Genomic DNA, 20,330 nt, shown 5'->3' with positions numbered 1-20,330 from the left:
CTCCCATTCAATGTAAATACTTAAATTTTACAGCTTACACAGTCTTCAGCATCGTCTTGGACGTCAGACGCACCATCACGGGTGTTGTGGTAGTAAAGTGTCTTCACGCCCAGTTTATACGCGTTAAGCAGGTCTTTTAGCAAGAGCTTCATTGGCACTTTGCCATTAGCTTGCTTACTTGGGTCGTAGTTAGTGTTAGCTGAAATCGATTGATCGATAAATTTCTGCATAATCCCAACAAGCTGTAAATAGCCGTCATTACTACCGATATTCCACAGTAGTTCGTAATTATCTTTATATTTGCTGTACTCTGGAACCACTTGTTTCAGTATGCCATCTTTAGATGCTTTTACAGAAACAAAACCACGTGGTGGTTCAATACCATTTGTTGCATTCGAAATTTGAGATGATGTCTCTGATGGCATTAATGCAGATAAGGTTGAGTTACGTAAGCCGTGCGTTTTAATTTCTTCACGTAAGGTTTCCCAGTCGTAATGAAGTTCTTCACTACACACATCGTCGATAGCCTTTTTATAGGTATCGATAGGTAAAATACCTTTAGAATACGTTGTTTCATTAAATGCAGGACATGCACCTTGTTCTTTTGCCAAGCCAACAGATGCTTTCAATAAGTAGTATTGAATCGCTTCAAACGCTTGGTGAGTAACATTGTTTGCACTGCCGTCAGAGTAACGTACGCCATGTTTTGCAAGGTAGTATGCATAGTTGATAACACCAACACCTAGAGTACGACGGTTCATTGTTGAACGGCGTGCTGCAGGTAATGGGTAATCTTGATAATCAAGCAATGCATCAAGCGCACGAACCGTTAAGTCTGCAAGCTCTTCCAAATCATCCAGTGTATCAATTGCACCTAAGTTAAAGGCTGATAGTGTACAAAGAGCAATTTCACCGTTTTCATCTTCAACATTATTCAGTGGCTTGGTTGGCAATGCAATTTCAAGACAAAGGTTAGATTGACGAATCGGTGCAACAGCCGGATCAAATGGACTGTGTGTATTACAGTGATCGACGTTCTGAATATAAATTCGACCAGTTGAGGCACGCTCTTGCATAAGAAGAGAGAACAGTTCGATGGCTTTAATTGACTCTTTCTTGATGCTTGCGTCTTGTTCGTATTTTACGTAAAGACGTTCAAATTCATCTTGATCAGCAAAGAAAGCGTCATATAAACCTGGAACATCAGATGGTGAGAATAAGCTGATGTTTTGACCTTTAATTAGGCGTGTGTACATCAGTTTATTGAGTTGAACGCCGTAATCCATGTGACGAACACGGTTTTCTTCAACACCACGGTTGTTCTTCAGTACCAGTAGTGATTCTACTTCACGGTGCCAAATAGGGTAGAACAAGGTAGCAGCACCACCACGAACACCGCCCTGAGAACAGCATTTAACCGCTGTTTGGAAGTATTTATAGAATGGGATACAACCCGTGTGGAAAGCTTCACCATCACGAATTTCAGAGCCAAGAGCACGAATACGGCCAGCATTGATACCAATACCTGCACGCTGAGAAACATAACGCACAATTGAGCTTGCTGTTGCGTTGATTGAGTCTAGGCTATCGTCACATTCTATCAATACACATGAACTGAATTGACGAGTTGGTGTACGTACACCTGACATGATCGGTGTTGGTAATGAGATCTTAAATGTCGATGTGGCATCATAGAAACGCTTAATGTAGCTAAGGCGCGTTTCTTTTGGATATTTACCGAAGAGACAAGCAGCAATTAGGATGTACAAAAACTGTGCACTTTCAAATATTTCGCCTGAAACACGGTTTTGTACCAGATACTTACCTTCTAGCTGTTTTACAGCAGCATAAGAGAAGTTCATATCACGCCAGTGATCGACAAAAGTATCCATCGTGGCAAATTCTTCAGCGGTATAGTCTTCAAGCAAATGGCTGTCGTACTTACCTTTATTTACAAGGTTCGTAACATGAGCAAAAAGTGTTGGTGGCTCGAATTGACCATACGCTTTTTTACGTAGGTTAAATATTGCAAGACGTGCTGCAAGGTATTGGTAATCTGGAGACTCTTCTGAAATCAGATCAGCAGCTGCTTTGATGATGGTTTCGTGGATGTCGGCGGTTTTTATACCATCGTAGAATTGGATATGAGACTTAAGTTCTACTTGAGATACCGATACATTGGTTAGGCCTTCTGCTGCCCAATCAATAACACGGTGAATTTTATCCAGTTCGATAGTTTCTTTACGACCATCACGCTTAGTTACTGTTAGCTGTTGATTCATTGTAGTTTGATTTCCCGAAATCCTTCCACTGCAGTGTTTTGCAAATTTTGATTTAAGATTAGCAAAGAATGCGACCTTTGCTAGGTTTTCTTATTGGTCAAAAACACTACATATTGGGGTGCTGAGCTTGATGGGTTACAAGATAGTGATGATTTGACGTTTTTGCAAGATGGTATTTTTTAACCAGCTGTGGATAACGTGGGGATTGAAATTTTTAGTTAGTGCCCACTAACACGATGCTGGCAGGCAGGTCAGTATTGAAGAGAATTGCAACAAAAGATCAGATGATTCTTTAGAAAATTAAAATATATTTATCTTGATTTTTAGTTGTTTTAGCACAAGGCGTCTGGCGTCAAAATCTTGGTTAATAAATGATTCAATTGAGCTGTTTTTGGTTTTCCAATGTGGTGATCAAAGAATAGGGGGAATTGAGAATATCGTGTGCATTCCATTGGCACGGGGTGTGTTCTGTACCAATATATCCCCAACCCGCGACATAGGCGTGCATATTTGCAGCTTGTGCTGCGATCATATCTTTTTCAATATCGCCGATATATGCGCAAGCAAGATGATCGACATTAAGTAATTCGCTGGCATAAAGTAGAGGTTCAGGATGGGGCTTAGCTACTTCGAGGGTATCCCCACAGACCACAACCTGCGCTTTCATGAGTTCAGGAAAGAAAGGTAACAACAGGTCAGTTAGGAAGCCTGGCTTATTCGTCATTATGCCCCAAGGCATATTGTGTTGCTCTAAATAGGCGAGTAATGGTTTTATGCCGTCATAAAGTGAGGTGCCAACACAAATTTTTTCTTCATAATAATCTAGAAAAGCTTGGCGTAAATTAACCATATCTAAATGCTGCGGGATCCCACCAAAACCAGCACTTAATAATCCTTTTGCACCATAGCTAGTATTTGCTTTTATTTGTTGGTTATTAAGCGGCCCATGCCCGTGATCGGCTAGCACTCGGTTAGCGGCATCGGCCATATCGGGTGCGGTATCTAATAATGTACCATCAAGGTCAAATAAAACGGCTTTTATCGTCTTCGACATTTTCTATATCCCTATAGCAAAGGTTTAGAGGCTATAGAAAGCATATACCTTTCTAGTAAGAAGAAGTACTTGTAGCCTGTTGAACGGCTAAAACTGAAAAGTAATTTGTGATGCAGGGAGTATTACCTAGAGTAAGATATTGTATGTAGATACAATAAAAGACGCCTCAGCGCCCTTTATTTCAATTTTTACACATTACGTTTTTGTAATTTATAGTTTCACTGTGTGAACGATGTAATTCACCTCAACACTTTTGCCTAACCAATAGTTATCAGTCAGCGGGTTATAATGTAAACCTGTGATATGACGATCTTGCAAAGGCGTTTGATCAATCATTGCGATAAGTTCAGAAGGGCGAATGAATTTCTTGTGGTCGTGAGTACCCTTTGGCACCAGTTTCAATAATTGTTCAGCACCGACAATCGCAAATAAATACGATTTAGCATTGCGGTTTAAGGTAGAGAAGAAAACATGCCCGTTAGGTTTCACCATTTTGGCGCATGCCGCAATAACAGATGCAGGATCGGGAACGTGCTCAAGCATTTCCATACAAGTAACAATGTCGTACGTTTCTGGATGTAACTCTGCTTGCTCTTCAGCTGTACGTAGCACGTAGTCTAATTTTGCACCAGTTTCTAATGCATGAAGGCGTGCAACCGTTAAAGGTTCTTTACCCATATCAAGGCCAGTAACATCTGCGCCTTCATTTGCCATGCTTTCAGCAAGAATGCCGCCACCACAACCCACATCAAGAATTTTTTTACCAAACAGCCCGCCAGCGTGGTCAATAACATAGTTAAGGCGAAGGGGGTTGATTTGGTGCAAAGGTTTGAATTCACCCTCTAAATCCCACCAACGTGACGCCATATCTTCAAATTTACTGATTTCTGCCGGATCGACATTTAACTGCTTGGTCATTCTTATCGCCATTTTCCTTAATTGATTGGCGGATTATAAGCCATGAACTGATAGAACTGAATGAGGAGAGTGAAAAAGAAAAGGAAAATAAGGAACTAAAAGCAGTGAGAATAATGGTATCACTGCTTAATATGATATTTATCGGATATATCTTTCTATTACTTGTTGGCGTTAAGTTATTCAGATGTACCAGTGATACTAAATGTTAAAAATTCAGGGCTGATAGAACCAGAAGAAAGGGTTAGTGCTGCCAAAATAAGTATAAGAATGTATTTTCCACCAATGATACAAAACCCGATGGTGTTGATTGCTGTGCCTAACATAACGACCTCACTTTTAAGTCAATTACAGTTATTGCTCAATATGCATGTTGTTTTACTTAGTACAGAAGTGATACTACTCGGTGCTCGTTTATGAAAATTGATAATGATCACTTTTCTATTCAGTGTGGAGTCAGCTTAGCTATGAATATGTATTAAAAGCGGGGTGGGTTGTTTTTTTACAATTGCTTACAACTTAATAAAGAGTGGCAGTAGATGTAATTAGAAAGTGATAGGGTTGGTTGATAATTAATCATTCAAAAGAAAATACATTCAGATGTTACTCACATAGTTTCTGATTTTTTCTGAATACGCTAAATTACTCACAACATACGTCGTGAAATATGTGCCTATTAAGTGTGAATTATGCTATATTCTCGCACCTTGCACGTATTAAAAATACGACAGAAATTACCTGAGGGATATTGGCTCAATGAGCGATCTTGCAAAAGAGATCACGCCCGTTAACATTGAAGATGAGCTGAAAAGCTCGTATCTCGACTACGCGATGTCAGTTATCGTGGGTCGTGCTCTTCCGGATGTGCGTGATGGCCTAAAGCCAGTGCACCGTCGCGTATTATTCGCGATGAATGTGCTAGGCAATGACTGGAATAAAGCTTACAAAAAATCTGCCCGTGTGGTTGGTGACGTAATCGGTAAATATCACCCGCATGGTGATAGTGCTGTATACGATACTATCGTACGTATGGCGCAACCATTCTCGCTACGCTACATGCTTGTTGACGGCCAAGGTAACTTTGGTTCTGTCGATGGTGATTCAGCGGCGGCAATGCGTTACACCGAAATCCGTATGTCAAAAATCGCCCACGAGTTGTTGGCTGATCTTGACAAGGAAACCGTTGATTATGTACCTAACTATGATGGTACAGAATTCATTCCTGCGGTTATGCCAACTAAGGTTCCAAACCTTTTAGTTAATGGTTCTTCGGGTATCGCGGTAGGTATGGCAACAAACATACCGCCCCATAACCTAGGCGAAGTGATCAATGGTTGTTTAGCATTTATCGATAATGAAGATATCACTGTCGAACAGCTAATGGATTACATCCCTGGACCAGACTTCCCAACTGCAGCTTTGATCAATGGCCGTAAAGGTATCGTTGATGCTTATCATACTGGTCGCGGCAAAGTTTACATGCGTGCCAAAGCGAATATTGAAGTTGAGAAAAATGGTCGAGAAACCATTATTGTCACTGAGATTCCATATCAGGTTAACAAAGCACGCTTAATCGAAAAGATTGCAGAGCTAGTTAAAGATAAGAAAGTTGAAGGCATTAGCGCATTACGTGATGAATCTGATAAAGATGGCATGCGTATTGTTGTTGAATGTAAGCGTGATGCGGTAGGTGAAGTTATTCTGAATAACCTTTACTCGCAAACTCAGCTGCAAACAACATTTGGCATTAACATGGTTGCACTTGACCATGGCCAGCCTAAGTTGTTCGGCCTTAAAGAAATGTTGAAGTGCTTCGTTAATCACCGCCGTGAAGTGGTGACTCGTCGTACTATCTACGAATTGCGTAAAGCACGTGAACGTGCACACCTTCTTGAAGGTCTTGCAATTGCTTTGGTTAATATCGATGCAATCATTGAATTAATTCGAAATGCACCAACGCCACAAGTTGCACGTGAAGGGCTACTTGCTCGTCCGTGGCAGCTAGGTGATGTTGCTGCAATGCTTGAACGTGCTGGTGTTGACGCTGCACGACCTGAGTGGTTAGAGCCACAATTCGGTATTCACGGTGGTCAGTACTTCTTAACTGAACCACAAGCACAAGCAATCCTTGAGCTACGTTTACACCGTTTAACAGGTCTTGAGCACGAGAAGATCCTTGAAGAATATAAAGGCCTTCTTGATGTTATCGAAGAACTACTTCTTATTTTAGGCAGCCCTGAGCGCCTAATGGAAGTGATTCGTGATGAGCTTCATGCAGTTAAAGAACAGTTTAACGATGAACGTCGTACTGAAATTACAGCAGCAAGCCATGACATCGACCTTGAAGACCTGATTACTCAAGAAGATGTTGTCGTGACCTTGTCTCATGAAGGTTACGTTAAGTACCAGATTTTGAGCGACTATGAAGCTCAACGTCGTGGTGGTAAAGGTAAGATAGCAACGCGCATGAAAGATGAAGATTTCATCGAGCGTCTGCTAGTGGCTAATACACACGATACTATTCTGTGCTTCTCAAGCCGTGGTCGTATGTACTGGCTGAAAGTTTACCAGTTACCATTAGCGAGCCGTACTGCTCGTGGTAAGCCAATCGTGAACATTCTTCCACTGGAAGAAGGTGAGCGTATTACTGCAATTCTGCCTGTACGTGAGTACGAAGCAGATAAGTATGTATTCATGGCAACCGCTGACGGTACTGTGAAGAAGACACCATTGACTGATTTCAGCCGCCCTCGTAGCGCTGGTATCATTGCTGTGAATCTTCGTGAAGGCGATTCATTGATTGGTGTTGATATTACTAACAGCACCGATGACATCATGCTGTTCTCTAAATTCGGTAAAGTTGTTCGTTTCTACGAAAGCGCCGATGAGAATGGTAAAGGTGGTGTTCGCGGAATGGGCCGAACTGCTGCGGGTGTCCGTGGCATGAAGCTTGCCGCCGGTGATAAAGTTGTATCACTGATTGTTCCACACAACGAAGGTGACGTACTAACAGTAACTGAAAATGGTTACGGTAAGCGTACAGCACTTACAGAATACCCAGCGAAGAGCCGTGCAACACAAGGTGTTGTATCAATTAAGGTTTCTGATCGTAATGGTAGCGTTGTTGGTGCAGTTCAAGCTGAAGACGGCGATGAGTTTATGATGATCACCAACGGTGGTACGTTAGTACGTACACGTGTTGCTGAAGTAAGTCGTGTCGGTCGTAACACTCAAGGTGTTACATTGATCCGTACTGCTGATGAAGAACTTGTTGTTGGCTTACAGCGTATTGATGAACTAGAAGTTGTTGAACTGGAAGAAGACGCTATCGTAGATGGTGACGTTGAAGTTGCAGTTGACGGCGAACAAGTTGTTGATACTGATGCAGCACAGCAGCCAGATGCAGAGCAAGACGAATCAACTGACGAAGAGTAATCTTGTTAGCTTGATACGTTAATAAAAACGCAGCCTAAGGGTTGCGTTTTTTTATGCCTGAAAAGCGTCAATTACTGGCTGATATGACCAAATATTACTGAGTTCTCCTTTTTTCTATAAATAGTTACGCTCAGAGCTTTTCAGAACTGAAATAAAGGTGTAAAAAATGATATACCCAAACCACTTCAAGATGCAGTGTTCAGCGAGAATTCAGTGGTTTTTAGGCAAGGCAGCCATGTGAGCGAATAGTGGTTCTATTTGGAGTGTGGCTAACGCAGTATAAAAGCCACTGAAACTCGCCCTTTGGGAGCTTCTCTGGAAACTCACTTCCGCGCAAAATGTGCTTGAAAGGGGATGCCATTCCTACACACATTTCGCTTGAATTGAATTCCCAGAGGAAGCTCTGAATCATGCATCTTGAAGTAGTTTGGGTATAAGTTGATCCTTGTCACAACGTCTTTTTAGCGTATCGAGTGACAGGTATAAAGTGAATATTCCCAATTACACAGCAGGAGCACGTTTTTCATCATGGAAAAAGTCTATAACTTTTGCGCTGGTCCCGCGATGATCCCAGCGGAAGTTTTAAAAAAGGTTCAGGAAGAGCTCGTTAACTGGAATGGTTTAGGTACGTCTGTGATGGAAATTAGCCACCGCAGTAAAGAGTTTCTAGCGGTTGCAAAACAGTCGGAAAAAGATCTTCGTGAGCTTTTATCGATACCTTCCAATTACCACGTACTTTTTTGTCATGGCGGGGCGCGTGGGCAATTCGCAGCCGTTCCTATGAACCTATTGGGTGATGCTAATACTGCTGATTATATGGACGGTGGCTATTGGGCACACAGTGCTATTGCTGAAGCCAAGAAGTATTGTTCGCCTAATGCGGTTGATATTACGTGTGAACGCGAAGGTAAAAAAGCCATTTTACCCGCCAGTGAGTGGTCACTTTCAGACGATGCTGCATTTGTGCATTTTTGCCCTAATGAAACCATTGATGGAATCGAAATTCGTGATTTACCTGAAACCGATAAGCCGATTGTTGCAGATTTATCATCAACGATTCTTTCACGTCCTATCGATGTTTCAAAGTATGGTGTTATTTATGCTGGCGCCCAGAAAAATATTGGTCCAGCAGGCTTAACGATTGTTATTGTTCGTGATGATCTTCTTGGTAAAGCCAAGCAAGAAATTCCGAGTATTTTTGATTACACCGTCTTAGTCGATAAAGAGTCGATGTTTAATACCCCCCCGACATTTGCTTGGTATTTAGCGGGTGAAGTGTTTAAGTGGTTGAAAGAGCTCGGTGGTTTGGAAGCCATGAAGCAACGTAACGATGCTAAAGCTGAATTATTATATAACTTCATTGATAGCTCTGATTTTTATAAAAATGATGTTCACGTAGATAATCGTTCTTTCATGAATGCACCTTTTCAGCTTAAGAAACCTGAATTAGACAGCAAGTTTTTAGAACAAGCTGATGCTGCTGGCTTGAAGGCGCTAAAAGGACACCGTGTTGTTGGCGGTATGCGAGCGTCAATCTATAACGCAATGCCTATTGAAGGTGTGCAAGCACTGGTCGATTTCATGCGCCAGTTTGAGCAAGAGAATGCGTAGTTTATAGATCTATCAATTGACTATACAAACCGTCGAAAGACGGTTTTTTTGTCTGAATTTAGTTTTTTTACCAGTCATTCACTAATACGTTGAATGATAATCACACTGCAATCCGCATTATAGGTTTCGTTACCACCGCCACGATAGATACCTTGACCCAACAAGGTCTCTATTATCCTTTTATCACTGTCTTATTATTAATAATCAGGCAGAGTCTTTACATAGTCATCTGCAAGCTTATCTATACTCTTCAGGTTTCAATTAAGTCGAAATGTATATTCCAGTTTGTATTTTTACGTGAATAACATTGTTTATAAAAAGAACAGTATTCTCAGGTGGTATGGTTATGGAACGATTGATATTGGTCACTCTAATTAGCGTGGCTTTAGTGGGTTGTGGCGGTGATTCTGATTCTAGTTCAGATACTTCTGCTGATTCACAAGCTACATCGAAGACATTAAATGGATATGTTGATGATATTTCTTATAGTGATAAAAGTATTTCAGTTAGCAATTTAACGATGAATGCAGACAATGCTAATGTTCAATATCAATCTCAAACTTACCCGTTAGAGACTATTACAAAAGGTACTCACATCAGCGCTGATTTAATGGGCAATATTGTAAATGAAATTAAATTAGATCCGGAATATACAGGTCAAGTGTCCGCAATTATTAACGATAATATTACTGTTAATAATACGACGTTTACTTACGCGGGGCTAAGCTCTGATATAACGGTGGGAGATTGGGTGTTAATTTCAGCTCAAGTACATGCCGACTCAAGCTGGAAAGTTACATCGATTAATGAAATATCAGCTCTATCCTTTTCTGAGATAGAAGGGTCGATATCTCAATTAGATGTAAATGCATTCACGTTTATGATTGGCAACGTGCTTGTTGATTACTCGAATGCCATTTTAGATGATATTCAAGTTATCCAAAATGGTTTGTGGGTCGAGGTCGATGGTCAATATCAAAATGGGCAGATAATTGCGTCTAAGGTAGATGCGGAATCGGCGTCAGATTTTGATGACACTGATGTAGAAGGCATTATTTCATGGGTTAATTCAACTCAAACTGTTTTTGAAATTAATCAGCGAACAACCATAATGGTTGATGAATCGACACGATATGAAGATGGTAACCAATCAATGCTAATGGTTGGTTTTAAAGTCAATGTTGATTTAAAAGTGGTTAATGGAAAACTCATCGCAATTGAAGTTGATTTTGATGATGATACTGGCATTCAAGGGCGAGAGTTTAACGTCGAAGGTGAAGCCTCATATAGCAACTCAGTCGTGAGTATTAACGGTATTGATTTTCCTATTGGGTCAAATACGGTGTTTGATGATGGTTTAACGATAAACTCCTTAGCCGGGCAGTGGGTTGAACTCGATGGGCGAGACGTTAATGGACAGTTTGTTTTAAAAGAAATCGAAAGAGAAGATAAAGACAACGAGATTAGCCTAGAAGGTAAGGTATCTGGAAATACGATTTGGGGCTATGCGTCATCCGATGGCTCATTAGGTTTATTTAATGGGCAATGGGTTGAAATAGAGTGTCAGCGTGATGCTTCTAATAACTTATCATTTTGTCGTTTAGATCCTGATTAAATTGAGATTATATTTCTACTGTATTATTAGAAAAAGCGCTAAGGCGCTTTTTCTATATATCGGTGGCATTCGGTTATTAGGCACAAATGAATAGCATTAATCATTTATGCAAAACGTATTGTTCAAATAACACTGAATAGATTGCTCACTCGCATCAAATTGAGGAGTCGGGACTTCTTTAGGATTAACCCACAACCAGCCTTCACATTTATCAGGTTCTTTTAGTTCAGCGTTGCCAGTGAAATCAGTCACAAGTAGTGCAACGCTTATGTAGTGTTTGCCGGATTCATGAAACGTCGCGAGGTTATTAGTTATAGCGATGACTTCAGGGTTACGAATAATAATCCCGGTTTCTTCTTCCATTTCGCGTGCTGCACACTGAGTGAATGTTTCACCAATCTCCATATGCCCACCAGGAATGGAATAGTAAGGGGCATGGCTATTTTTACGTTTACCAATCAGAATTTCACCCTTGTCATTTACAACAATAATACCAATGCCGACTTTAGGTGTTTCAGAGCTCACACTTGATTCCTTATTTAATGGTAATTTCGCGTTTAAACAAGTGTTACGAATAGCGAAAAGACGAAGTTTAGAGTAACTGCTGGTTAGACCAAAAGCTATATAAAGAAGGAATCGGTAAATGGTACTAGCGAACTGATGCATTATTCGCTAATCTGCAGAAACGCCCAAAATACAGGATTGAAGAATAACAGATGGAAAGTTTAACGTTACAGCCAGTAAGTCAGATCAATGGGGAAGTGAATCTACCAGGTTCGAAAAGTGTTTCTAACCGTGCACTATTATTGGCAGCGTTAGCACAGGGTACGACTCGCCTTACTAACCTTTTGGACAGCGATGATATTCGCCATATGCTGAATGCACTAAAACAGCTAGGGGTAAATTATCAATTATCAACAGATAAAACGGTCTGTGAAGTTGAAGGTCTTGGTTCTGCATTCAATGCGTCACAAGCTTTAGAGCTATACCTTGGTAATGCAGGTACAGCAATGCGTCCGTTAGCTGCGGCACTTTGCCTTAGTCAGGGTGAATTTGTATTAACTGGCGAACCACGAATGAAAGAGCGCCCTATAGGGCACTTAGTTGATGCACTCCGTACCGCGGGCGCAGATGTTACCTATTTAGAAAATGAAAATTATCCACCGTTAAAAATCACAGGTACAGGTCTTCACGGGGGAGAGGTTGAGATTGATGGTTCAATTTCAAGCCAGTTTTTAACCGCCTTCTTAATGGCGGCTCCTCTAGCAACAGCTGATACGGTTATTCGTATTAAAGGCGATTTAGTTTCAAAACCTTATATTGATATAACGTTGCACATCATGGCGCAATTTGGTGTTACGGTAGAAAATCGTGATTACCAAGAGTTCTTTATCCCTGCAGGGCAGACATACCAAGGTGCTGGTGACTTCCTAGTGGAAGGCGATGCGTCATCTGCTTCTTATTTTTTAGCTGCCGCTGCGATTAAAGGCGGTGAAGTTAAAGTGACAGGCATTGGTAAAAAGAGTATTCAAGGCGATGTTCAATTTGCACATGCACTTGAAATGATGGGTGCTGAAATTGAATGGGGCGATAATTATGTTATTGCTCGTCGTGGCGAATTAAAAGCCGTCGATATGGATTTCAACCATATTCCTGATGCCGCGATGACGATTGCTGTTGCAGCATTATTTGCAGAAGGTACAACGTCTATCCGCAATGTGTATAACTGGCGCGTGAAAGAAACGGATCGCTTAACGGCGATGGCGACAGAGTTACGTAAAGTTGGCGCAGAGGTTGAAGAAGGTAATGACTACATTACCATTGTACCGCCAACACAGTTACAGCATGCAACGATTGATACCTATGACGATCACCGTATGGCAATGTGTTTTTCGCTAGTCGCATTGAGCGATACACCTGTTACGATTAACGATCCTAAATGCACATCTAAAACTTTCCCTGATTATTTCGATAAGTTGGCAGAATTAAGTCAGCCTGCTTAAGTCTTTTTAATCAGTCAAATGTAAAGCCCACGCAACGTTTACTCGTTCTAGTAATAAGTTGTTGTCGTGGGTTTTTTACTATATGCACAAAGGTTATGATGAAATCTGGCTGTTCAAAATTTCAACGTTAATTATGGTGCACACGTTTATCTAGATTCTTTTCTCGATTCGCATATAACTTTTCGATTTTATTACGTATAATGCGTCCCCGTTTAGTAAGCAGTTTTGCTGTTTAACGAAAAGATTGCTGAAATAATTTCGGAGAAACTTATGTCTACTCATGCTCCAGTCATCACCGTTGATGGACCAAGTGGTGCCGGTAAAGGCACTCTATGTATGCTGTTGGCAGAAAAGCTAGGCTGGCATTTACTCGACTCTGGCGCTATTTATCGAGTATTAGCACTTGCTGCCATTCACCATGGTGTTGACCTTGAATCTGAAGACGGCTTAGTACCATTAGCTGCACATTTAGATGTGCAATTTAAAGCTGAAGGTGACTTAGTTAAGGTTATCCTAGAAGGTGAAGACGTTTCTGGCGAATTACGTAAAGAAGAAACGGGCATGGCAGCATCAAAAGTGGCTGCATTACCACGTGTACGAGAAGCATTGCTGCGTCGTCAACGTGCCTTCAGTAATGCTCCTGGTCTTGTTGCTGATGGTCGTGACATGGGTACCGTTGTTTTTCCTAACGCGATCGTAAAAATATTCCTAGATGCAAGTGCAGAAGAACGTGCTAATCGCCGTATGAATCAGTTGCAACAAAAAGGCTTAGATGTTAACTTTGGCAGCCTTTTAAGCGAAATTCAGGAACGTGATGACCGAGATCGTAATCGATCTGTGGCGCCATTGCGTCCCGCGGAAGATGCTTTGGTGCTAGACTCTACTGATATGTCAATAGAGCAAGTTACAGCCCAAGCATTCGCTTATATAGAAAAAGCTTTAGAACAAAAATCCTAGTCTACCGAATAATCGGTTAGGCGCTGTCGGTATCATGGATGACAACTGACTTTTTTATCAACCCCATGAGGTAGGATACCCATGGTTGTTTATCATATTGAAGATTAATTAAATGACTGAATCTTTTGCTTTACTCTTTGAAGAGTCTCTAAACGAAATCGAAACACGTCCAGGCGCTATCGTTAAAGGTACTGTTATTGCTATCGCGAACGGTTACGTTCTTGTTGATGCAGGCCTTAAGTCAGAATCTTCTATCCCAGTTGAAGAATTCAAGAACGCCGCTGGCGAACTTGAAATTGAAGTTGGTGCAGAAGTTGACGTAGCACTTGACGCTATCGAAGATGGTTTCGGTGAGACTAAACTTTCTCGTGAAAAAGCTAAGCGTCATGAAGCTTGGATCCAGCTTGAAAAAGCTTACGAAGAAGCTGAAACAGTTGTTGGTATCATCAACGGTAAAGTTAAGGGCGGCTTCACAGTTGAACTTAACGGTATCCGTGCGTTCCTACCTGGTTCATTAGTAGACGTTCGTCCAGTTCGTGACACTGCTCACCTTGAAAACAAAGAGCTAGAGTTCAAAGTAATCAAGCTTGATCAGAAGCGTAACAACGTTGTTGTTTCTCGCCGCGCAGTTATCGAATCTGAAAACAGCGTTGAGCGTGACGAACTACTTGCTTCTCTACAAGAAGGTATGGAAGTTAAAGGTATCGTTAAGAACCTTACTGACTACGGCGCATTCGTTGATCTTGGCGGTGTTGATGGTCTTCTTCACATTACTGATATGGCTTGGAAACGCGTTAAGCACCCAAGCGAAATCGTTAATGTTGGCGATGAAATCAACGTTAAAGTTCTTAAGTTCGACCGTGAGCGTACTCGCGTATCACTAGGTCTTAAGCAACTTGGCGAAGATCCATGGGTAGCAATCGCTAAGCGTTACCCAGAAAGCACTAAGCTTTCTGGCCGTGTTACTAACCTTACTGACTACGGTTGCTTCGTTGAAATCGAAGAAGGCGTTGAAGGTCTTGTACACGTTTCTGAAATGGATTGGACTAACAAAAACATCCACCCATCGAAAGTTGTTAACGTTGGTGACGAAGTTGAAGTTATGGTTCTTGATATCGACGAAGAACGTCGTCGTATCAGCCTAGGTCTTAAGCAGTGTAAAGCTAACCCATGGCAGTCATTTGCAGAAATGCAAGCTAAGGGCGATCGCGTAACTGGTAAGATCAAGTCTATTACTGACTTCGGTATCTTCATCGGTCTTGACGGCGGTATCGACGGTCTTGTTCACCTATCTGACATTTCTTGGAATGTTACTGGTGAAGATGCAGTTCGTGACTTCAAGAAAGGCGACGAAATTTCTGCAGTAGTTCTAGCAGTAGACGCAGAGCGTGAGCGTATCTCTCTTGGCGTTAAGCAGATCGAAGAAGACCCATTCAACAGCTACGTAGCTGATAATAAGAAAGGTGTTCTTGTAAACGGTACTGTTACTGCAGTTGACGCTAAAGGCGCAACAGTAGAACTAGCTGTAGGCGTTGAAGGTTACCTTCGCGCTTCTGAAGCATCTGTAGATCGTGTTGAAGACGCAACGCTAGTACTTTCTGTTGGCGATTCTGTTGAAGCTAAATTCACAGGCGTTGATCGTAAGAACCGCGTAGTTAACCTATCTGTTCGTGCTAAAGATGTTGCTGAAGAGCAAGAAGCAATGGCGAGCCTGAACAAGCAAGAAGAAGCTTCGTTCGGTAACGCTATGGCTGACGCTTTCAAAGCTGCTAAAGGCGAATAATTGAGCTTAGAGAGAAAAGGCTTTTAGCATTTTCTCTCTAAACGGTTATACTATTGAGAAACATACTAAAAACGGAGTGTTTATGACAAAGTCTGAATTAATTGAAAGGCTATGTAGTCAACAAACACATCTTTCTGCCAAACAGGTAGAAGATGCAATCAAGGAAATCCTTGAGCACATGGCGGGTACCCTTGCAGAAGGCGACCGTATTGAGATCCGTGGCTTTGGTAGCTTCTCTTTACATTACCGTGCTCCGCGCGTAGGTCGTAATCCTAAGACTGGTGATAAAGTTGAGCTGGATGGTAAATACGTTCCTCACTTCAAGCCAGGCAAAGAATTACGTGACCGTGTTAATGCTGCAATTGCTGCTTAACCGCGAATAGAACAAAAAAACGGCATACTACTTAGTATGCCGTTTTTTTATGTCTATTGATCATGGTCTGACGAGTAAATTTGCTGCATAATCAAGACATCAAATTATTGAACAAGCCTGAGGATTTACAATGAAGATAATAAGCATTCTTATTTTAGTGGTTTGCTTTCTGATCACCCTTGCATTAGGTGCTCAAAACCAAGAACTTGTTAATTTTAATTATCTTGCCGCTCAAGGAGAATTCCAGTTATCGACTTTACTGGGAATTGCATTCGGTTCAGGCTTTGGGCTTGGTTGGCTGATTTGCGGTATGTTATATCTAAAAGCCCGCTTTTCTAAGAATCGTCTAACAAAGAAAGTTGTTAAGCAACAGAAAGAGTTAGATCAGCTTCGTGCCGAGCCGATTAAGGAATAACGTTTAATGCTAGAGCTGTTGTTCCTGTTACTTCCTATTGCTGCCGCTTACGGTTGGTATATGGGTAACAGGAGCGCTAGTAATCAACGCCAAGAGCAATCTCATCACATGTCACGTCAATACGTGACAGGTTTGAATCTACTGTTATCTGATCAGTCTGATAAAGCGGTAGACCTTTTTATAGAGTTGCTTCAAGTTGATAGCGAAACAATTGATACTCACCTTGCTTTGGGAAACTTATTTCGAAGCAGGGGTGAGGTCGATCGTGCAATTCGTATCCACCAAAACCTTATCGCCCGTCCCAACCTAACCATTGACCAACGAAACCTCGCATTACAGCAATTAGCAAAAGATTATATGGCTGCAGGTTTTCTTGATCGCGCTGAAAAAATCTTTGAACAGCTACTTGATGAACCAGACCATCGTAAAGGTGCACTGCAGCAGTTGTTGTCTATTTATCAACAAACACGCGAGTGGGAAAAAGCGATAGAGATGGCAAATCAGCTCGTTAAGATGGGAAAACCCAAACTTAAGCATGATATTGCCCATTATTGGTGTGAGCTTGCGATACTTGAGATAGGGGCACAAAATCAAGATAAGGCGAAGCAATGTTTAAAGAAAGCCCTATCTGCTGACAAAAACTGCGTACGTGCATCGCTAACAATGGCACGTATTCTGATTAAGGCTGGTGATTATAAAGCGGCGTCTAAGCAGCTTGAACGTGTTACCGAGCAAGAAGTTGATTTTGTAGGTGAAGCCTTGCCATTGTTACTTCAATGCTATGAAGCGACAAATAATGAATCGGGTTGGTTGAAATATTTACAACATTGCGTAGATATGAAAGCGGGCTCGACGGCTGAATTAATGCTCGCTGATGAGATATGCAAACGTGAGGGAGCTATTGTTGCTCAAACGTTTATGACTCGTCAGCTGACAAAAAATCCGACCATGAAAGGCTTCTATCAATTGATGGATTATCACCTTGATGAAGCAGAAGAAGGCCGAGCAAAAGAAAGTTTAACCAGTTTACGCCATTTGGTGGGTGAGCAGCTTAAAATGAAGCCTCACTACCGTTGCCATAAATGTGGTTTTGCCACCCACTCTTTATATTGGCAGTGTCCTTCGTGTAAAGGGTGGGGCACCATTAAGCCAATTCGTGGTTTAGATGGTGAATAATACCTGCGGGTATTCTTCTGGTTATAAAATTGAATAATGTAAAAGGGCTACCTTAATGGTGAGCCCTTTTTTTAAGTTGCCAAGTTAACTCTAAAACGAAGTCTAAGCAGGAGATTCAATGTTAGACCCTAAAGTGATTGTCGCACTCGACTACCCGAACCAAGATGCAGCATTAGCGTTTGTTGACCGTATTGAGCCGGGAAGCTGCCGTCTAAAAGTGGGTAAAGAAATGTTCACTTTATATGGCCCTGACTTCGTGCGTAAATTGCATGAGCGTGGTCACTCTGTATTTTTAGACCTGAAATTCCACGATATCCCAAATACCTGTTCGCGTGCGGTTGCCGCTGCGGCAGAGTTAGGGGTTTGGATGGTGAACGTTCATGCAAGTGGTGGCGAACGTATGATGGCTGCTTCACGTGATATTCTAGAACCGTATGGTAAAGATCGTCCTTTATTGATTGCAGTAACGGTATTAACCAGTATGGATGCATCAGATCTTGCGGGTATTGGTATTGCCTGCGCACCACAAGAACAAGTATTAAACTTGGCAAGATTAACTAAAAACAGTGGTCTTGATGGCGTAGTTTGTTCTGCTCAAGAATCAACGATGTTGAAATCAGCATTGGGTAAAGAGTTTCAGTTAATTACTCCAGGCATTCGTCCTGTTGGTAGTGCTGCTGGCGATCAGCGTCGTGTGATGACACCCGTTGAAGCCGTTAATGCGGGGTCTGATTACTTAGTTATCGGCCGTCCTATTACACAGGCTACTGATCCTGCTGCTGTATTAGCTGAAATAAATCAATCACTGGCTTAATTGTTTTACGATAAAAAGCAAACGTTTACTAATCCCGCTACTGCCTACTAGTAATAGCGGGGTTTTTATATTCAAATTAACATTTAATCTTGGGTGTCGCTTTACTGATTCTATTGGTTCTATCGTGTGTTGGGGCAGTGAAGTGACTATCTAATAGTTTCTTAGTCAGTGAGTGCTGTGGCGAACTGAATACTTCTGCGGTTGGTCCTTTTTCTACAACCTCACCATCTTGCATGACGATCACTTTATCTGAGAAGTGTTTAACTACGCCCATATGTTGCGATACATACACATATGACAAGCCCATTTCTTCTTGAAGCTCTAAGAGCAAGTTCAGTATTTGTGACCGCATTGACATATCTAGCCCATTTAACGCCTCATCAGCAACGATAATACATGGCTGAAGGATCAGAGCACGTGCGAGTGATACACGTTGTTTTTGACCCGTAGCAAGCATCTGAGGGTAAAAATACGCATGTTCAGGCAGTAAGCCTACTCGTTTCAAAGTAAGCATGATACGCCGTTCACGCTCTTGTGGGGTCATATTCGTATTTCGTTTTAATGGACCTTCTAATATGCGACCAATTTGGATGCGTGGGTTCAGCGATGTATTGGGATCTTGGAAAATCATGCGGATTAATTTACACCGAGTTTGAAAATCCTTAGGTGCTAACACTTCACCATTAACTCGGATTTCACCTGCGGTAGGCTCAACAACGCCAGAAAGCATTTTGGCTAACGTTGATTTCCCAGAGCCATTTTTCCCGATAAATGCAATGGTTTCTCCCGCTTCTAACTTGAAAGAAATCGGTTTAATTGCTTCAATAGTACGGCGGCGAAATAACCCTGCACGGTAGTGATAAGATTTTTGAAGGTTATCGACTTCAAGTAAAGAACTCATTTCTTTTTATCCTCCATATTCAGCGGGAAGTGGCAGCTGAATTTATGGCTTTTTATCTTCCTACGTTTGGGTACTTCTACACATTTGCGTTGTGCATGTGGGCAACGTGGACCTAATCGGCAACCAATAGGCAGATGCTGAAGAGGAGGGATAGAACCTGGCAGGGTTTCCAATTTACTTTTATGTGCCACATCTAAGCTAAAGTCAGGCATCGCTCGCATTAGTGCTTCAGTGTAAGGGTGGTGTGGTGATTCCAGCAATTGCTTTCGGCTACCTGATTCGACAGATTGGCCACAATACATCACGGTAATACGGTCTGCCCACTGTGTTACGGTCGTTAAATCATGGCTTACAAGTAATATGGTGGTATTGCCTAATTGGTTCATACGGCTTAGTAAGCGGAATATTTGTGCCTGTGTAATCGGGTCTAAATCATTGGTTGGTTCATCGGCAATAAGCAGGCGAGGGCGGTTTGCAATCGCCATGGCAATCATTACCTTTTGACACTCACCATCGGTCAGTTCATACGGGTAACTTTTCATTACGCGCTTATGCTCTTTGATACCAACTTTGTGTAGCAGTGCAATCGCTTGTTTTTGACGCCAATGAATACGTTGCCACCATCGACCTGAAAATGATGATGAAGGTATGGCCTCTTCTAATTGCTCACCAATATTTTCAGATGGGTCAAGGCAAGAAGATGGTTCTTGGAAGATCATCGCAATTTCACGACCCACAATCTTTCGACGTTCACGTGCTGATAGAGCCAATAAATCGACATCTCCTAGACGCAAGCGATCGGCCGTCACTTTCCAGTTGTCTTTTGTGACACCAGCAATGGCTTTAGCAACTAAGCTTTTTCCTGACCCTGATTCACCCACAAGCCCCCGGATTTCACCTTCGTTTATGGTTAAGCTCATACGATCTACCGCTTTAACCATACCTTGTGGGGTATCAATCTCTATCGTCAGGTTACGAATATCGAGTAATGGCATT

At 41.8% G+C, this 20,330-nt stretch carries 17 protein-coding genes; 10 read left to right on the top strand and 7 right to left on the bottom strand.

The window, feature by feature from the left end; genetic code table 11:
- Positions 1-20: 20 nt before the first annotated feature.
- The 4 genes from nrdA to C9J12_RS30670 form a co-directional block, all read right to left on the bottom strand.
- On the bottom strand, positions 21-2,282 hold the full coding sequence (gene nrdA / locus C9J12_RS11355; RefSeq protein ID WP_107242817.1) for a class 1a ribonucleoside-diphosphate reductase subunit alpha: 2,262 nt from the start codon (positions 2,280-2,282) through the stop codon (positions 21-23).
- A 376-nt stretch (positions 2,283-2,658) separates the two neighbouring features.
- Positions 2,659-3,336, bottom strand: a complete 678-nt coding sequence (locus tag C9J12_RS11350) for an HAD family hydrolase (RefSeq protein WP_107242816.1) — start codon at positions 3,334-3,336, stop codon at positions 2,659-2,661.
- Between the two features lie 210 nt (positions 3,337-3,546).
- A complete protein-coding gene (ubiG, locus tag C9J12_RS11345) occupies positions 3,547-4,254 on the bottom strand; it encodes a bifunctional 2-polyprenyl-6-hydroxyphenol methylase/3-demethylubiquinol 3-O-methyltransferase UbiG (protein ID WP_107242815.1) in 708 nt (235 codons plus the stop codon).
- Between the two features lie 176 nt (positions 4,255-4,430).
- Positions 4,431-4,577: a hypothetical protein gene (locus C9J12_RS30670; RefSeq protein ID WP_170111762.1), complete on the bottom strand. Its 147-nt coding sequence runs from the start codon at positions 4,575-4,577 to the stop codon at positions 4,431-4,433.
- A gap of 430 nt (positions 4,578-5,007) precedes the next feature.
- Here C9J12_RS30670 and gyrA point away from each other — a divergent pair, with 430 nt between their 5' ends.
- From gyrA to C9J12_RS11330, 3 genes are all read left to right on the top strand, one after another.
- Complete coding sequence (gene gyrA, locus C9J12_RS11340; protein WP_107242814.1) at positions 5,008-7,686, top strand: DNA topoisomerase (ATP-hydrolyzing) subunit A; 2,679 nt, start codon at positions 5,008-5,010, stop codon at positions 7,684-7,686.
- Positions 7,687-8,214: 528 nt separating this feature from the next.
- A complete protein-coding gene (serC, locus tag C9J12_RS11335) occupies positions 8,215-9,297 on the top strand; it encodes a 3-phosphoserine/phosphohydroxythreonine transaminase (protein WP_107242813.1) in 1,083 nt (360 codons plus the stop codon).
- 346 nt (positions 9,298-9,643) lie between these two features.
- Entirely contained in the window at positions 9,644-10,912 is a 1,269-nt protein-coding gene (locus C9J12_RS11330; RefSeq protein WP_107242812.1) for a DUF5666 domain-containing protein, read from the top strand.
- A gap of 96 nt (positions 10,913-11,008) precedes the next feature.
- On the opposite strand, the gene C9J12_RS11325 is transcribed toward C9J12_RS11330, so the two are convergent.
- The gene (locus tag C9J12_RS11325) at positions 11,009-11,437 is read right to left on the bottom strand and encodes a nucleotide triphosphate diphosphatase NUDT15 (protein ID WP_107242811.1); all 429 of its coding nucleotides are present in this window, start codon (positions 11,435-11,437) and stop codon (positions 11,009-11,011) included.
- A gap of 191 nt (positions 11,438-11,628) precedes the next feature.
- On the opposite strand from C9J12_RS11325, the gene aroA reads away from it, so the two are divergent.
- The 7 genes from aroA (at position 11,629) to pyrF (ending at position 18,433) form a co-directional block, all read left to right on the top strand.
- The gene (aroA, locus tag C9J12_RS11320; protein WP_107242810.1) at positions 11,629-12,915 is read left to right on the top strand and encodes a 3-phosphoshikimate 1-carboxyvinyltransferase; all 1,287 of its coding nucleotides are present in this window, start codon (positions 11,629-11,631) and stop codon (positions 12,913-12,915) included.
- 270 nt (positions 12,916-13,185) lie between these two features.
- On the top strand, positions 13,186-13,872 hold the full coding sequence (gene cmk / locus C9J12_RS11315) for a (d)CMP kinase (RefSeq protein ID WP_107242809.1): 687 nt from the start codon (positions 13,186-13,188) through the stop codon (positions 13,870-13,872).
- Positions 13,873-13,984: 112 nt separating this feature from the next.
- Complete coding sequence (gene rpsA / locus C9J12_RS11310) at positions 13,985-15,655, top strand: 30S ribosomal protein S1 (protein WP_107242808.1); 1,671 nt, start codon at positions 13,985-13,987, stop codon at positions 15,653-15,655.
- Between the two features lie 82 nt (positions 15,656-15,737).
- Positions 15,738-16,028 carry an integration host factor subunit beta gene (gene ihfB, locus C9J12_RS11305; protein ID WP_011219115.1) on the top strand — a complete coding sequence of 97 codons (291 nt, stop codon included), beginning with the start codon at positions 15,738-15,740 and terminating at the stop codon, positions 16,026-16,028.
- A gap of 130 nt (positions 16,029-16,158) precedes the next feature.
- On the top strand, positions 16,159-16,443 hold the full coding sequence (locus C9J12_RS11300; protein WP_011219114.1) for a LapA family protein: 285 nt from the start codon (positions 16,159-16,161) through the stop codon (positions 16,441-16,443).
- A gap of 6 nt (positions 16,444-16,449) precedes the next feature.
- Positions 16,450-17,619, top strand: a complete 1,170-nt coding sequence (lapB, locus tag C9J12_RS11295; protein WP_107242807.1) for a lipopolysaccharide assembly protein LapB — start codon at positions 16,450-16,452, stop codon at positions 17,617-17,619.
- Positions 17,620-17,737: 118 nt separating this feature from the next.
- Positions 17,738-18,433, top strand: coding sequence for an orotidine-5'-phosphate decarboxylase (gene pyrF / locus C9J12_RS11290; protein ID WP_107242806.1), 696 nt, complete (start codon positions 17,738-17,740; stop codon positions 18,431-18,433).
- A 76-nt stretch (positions 18,434-18,509) separates the two neighbouring features.
- Here pyrF and C9J12_RS11285 read toward each other — a convergent pair whose 3' ends face one another.
- The gene (locus tag C9J12_RS11285) at positions 18,510-19,334 is read right to left on the bottom strand and encodes a peptide ABC transporter ATP-binding protein (protein ID WP_107242805.1); all 825 of its coding nucleotides are present in this window, start codon (positions 19,332-19,334) and stop codon (positions 18,510-18,512) included.
- Positions 19,331-20,329, bottom strand: a complete 999-nt coding sequence (locus C9J12_RS11280) for a peptide ABC transporter ATP-binding protein (RefSeq protein WP_107242804.1) — start codon at positions 20,327-20,329, stop codon at positions 19,331-19,333. The genes C9J12_RS11285 and C9J12_RS11280 overlap by 4 nt, the downstream gene beginning before the upstream one ends.
- Between the last annotated feature and the right edge of the window lies 1 nt (position 20,330).

Source organism: Photobacterium frigidiphilum (assembly GCF_003025615.1).
In the GTDB taxonomy this organism is placed as follows: domain Bacteria; phylum Pseudomonadota; class Gammaproteobacteria; order Enterobacterales; family Vibrionaceae; genus Photobacterium; species Photobacterium frigidiphilum.
This window is presented reverse-complemented; position numbering and strand designations above follow the sequence as displayed.

Bases quoted from the DNA above. Each gene is read 5' to 3' on its own strand.
- nrdA (WP_107242817.1), bottom strand. From the start codon at position 2,282: ATGAATCAACAGCTAACAGTAACTAAGCGTGATGGTCGTAAAGAAACT.
- C9J12_RS11350 (WP_107242816.1), bottom strand. From the start codon at position 3,336: ATGTCGAAGACGATAAAAGCCGTTTTATTTGACCTTGATGGTACATTA.
- ubiG (WP_107242815.1), bottom strand. From the start codon at position 4,254: ATGACCAAGCAGTTAAATGTCGATCCGGCAGAAATCAGTAAATTTGAA.
- C9J12_RS30670 (WP_170111762.1), bottom strand. From the start codon at position 4,577: ATGTTAGGCACAGCAATCAACACCATCGGGTTTTGTATCATTGGTGGA.
- gyrA (WP_107242814.1), top strand. From the start codon at position 5,008: ATGAGCGATCTTGCAAAAGAGATCACGCCCGTTAACATTGAAGATGAG.
- serC (WP_107242813.1), top strand. From the start codon at position 8,215: ATGGAAAAAGTCTATAACTTTTGCGCTGGTCCCGCGATGATCCCAGCG.
- C9J12_RS11330 (WP_107242812.1), top strand. From the start codon at position 9,644: ATGGAACGATTGATATTGGTCACTCTAATTAGCGTGGCTTTAGTGGGT.
- aroA (WP_107242810.1), top strand. From the start codon at position 11,629: ATGGAAAGTTTAACGTTACAGCCAGTAAGTCAGATCAATGGGGAAGTG.
- cmk (WP_107242809.1), top strand. From the start codon at position 13,186: ATGTCTACTCATGCTCCAGTCATCACCGTTGATGGACCAAGTGGTGCC.
- rpsA (WP_107242808.1), top strand. From the start codon at position 13,985: ATGACTGAATCTTTTGCTTTACTCTTTGAAGAGTCTCTAAACGAAATC.
- ihfB (WP_011219115.1), top strand. From the start codon at position 15,738: ATGACAAAGTCTGAATTAATTGAAAGGCTATGTAGTCAACAAACACAT.
- C9J12_RS11300 (WP_011219114.1), top strand. From the start codon at position 16,159: ATGAAGATAATAAGCATTCTTATTTTAGTGGTTTGCTTTCTGATCACC.
- lapB (WP_107242807.1), top strand. From the start codon at position 16,450: ATGCTAGAGCTGTTGTTCCTGTTACTTCCTATTGCTGCCGCTTACGGT.
- pyrF (WP_107242806.1), top strand. From the start codon at position 17,738: ATGTTAGACCCTAAAGTGATTGTCGCACTCGACTACCCGAACCAAGAT.
- C9J12_RS11285 (WP_107242805.1), bottom strand. From the start codon at position 19,334: ATGAGTTCTTTACTTGAAGTCGATAACCTTCAAAAATCTTATCACTAC.
- C9J12_RS11280 (WP_107242804.1), bottom strand. From the start codon at position 20,329: ATGCCATTACTCGATATTCGTAACCTGACGATAGAGATTGATACCCCA.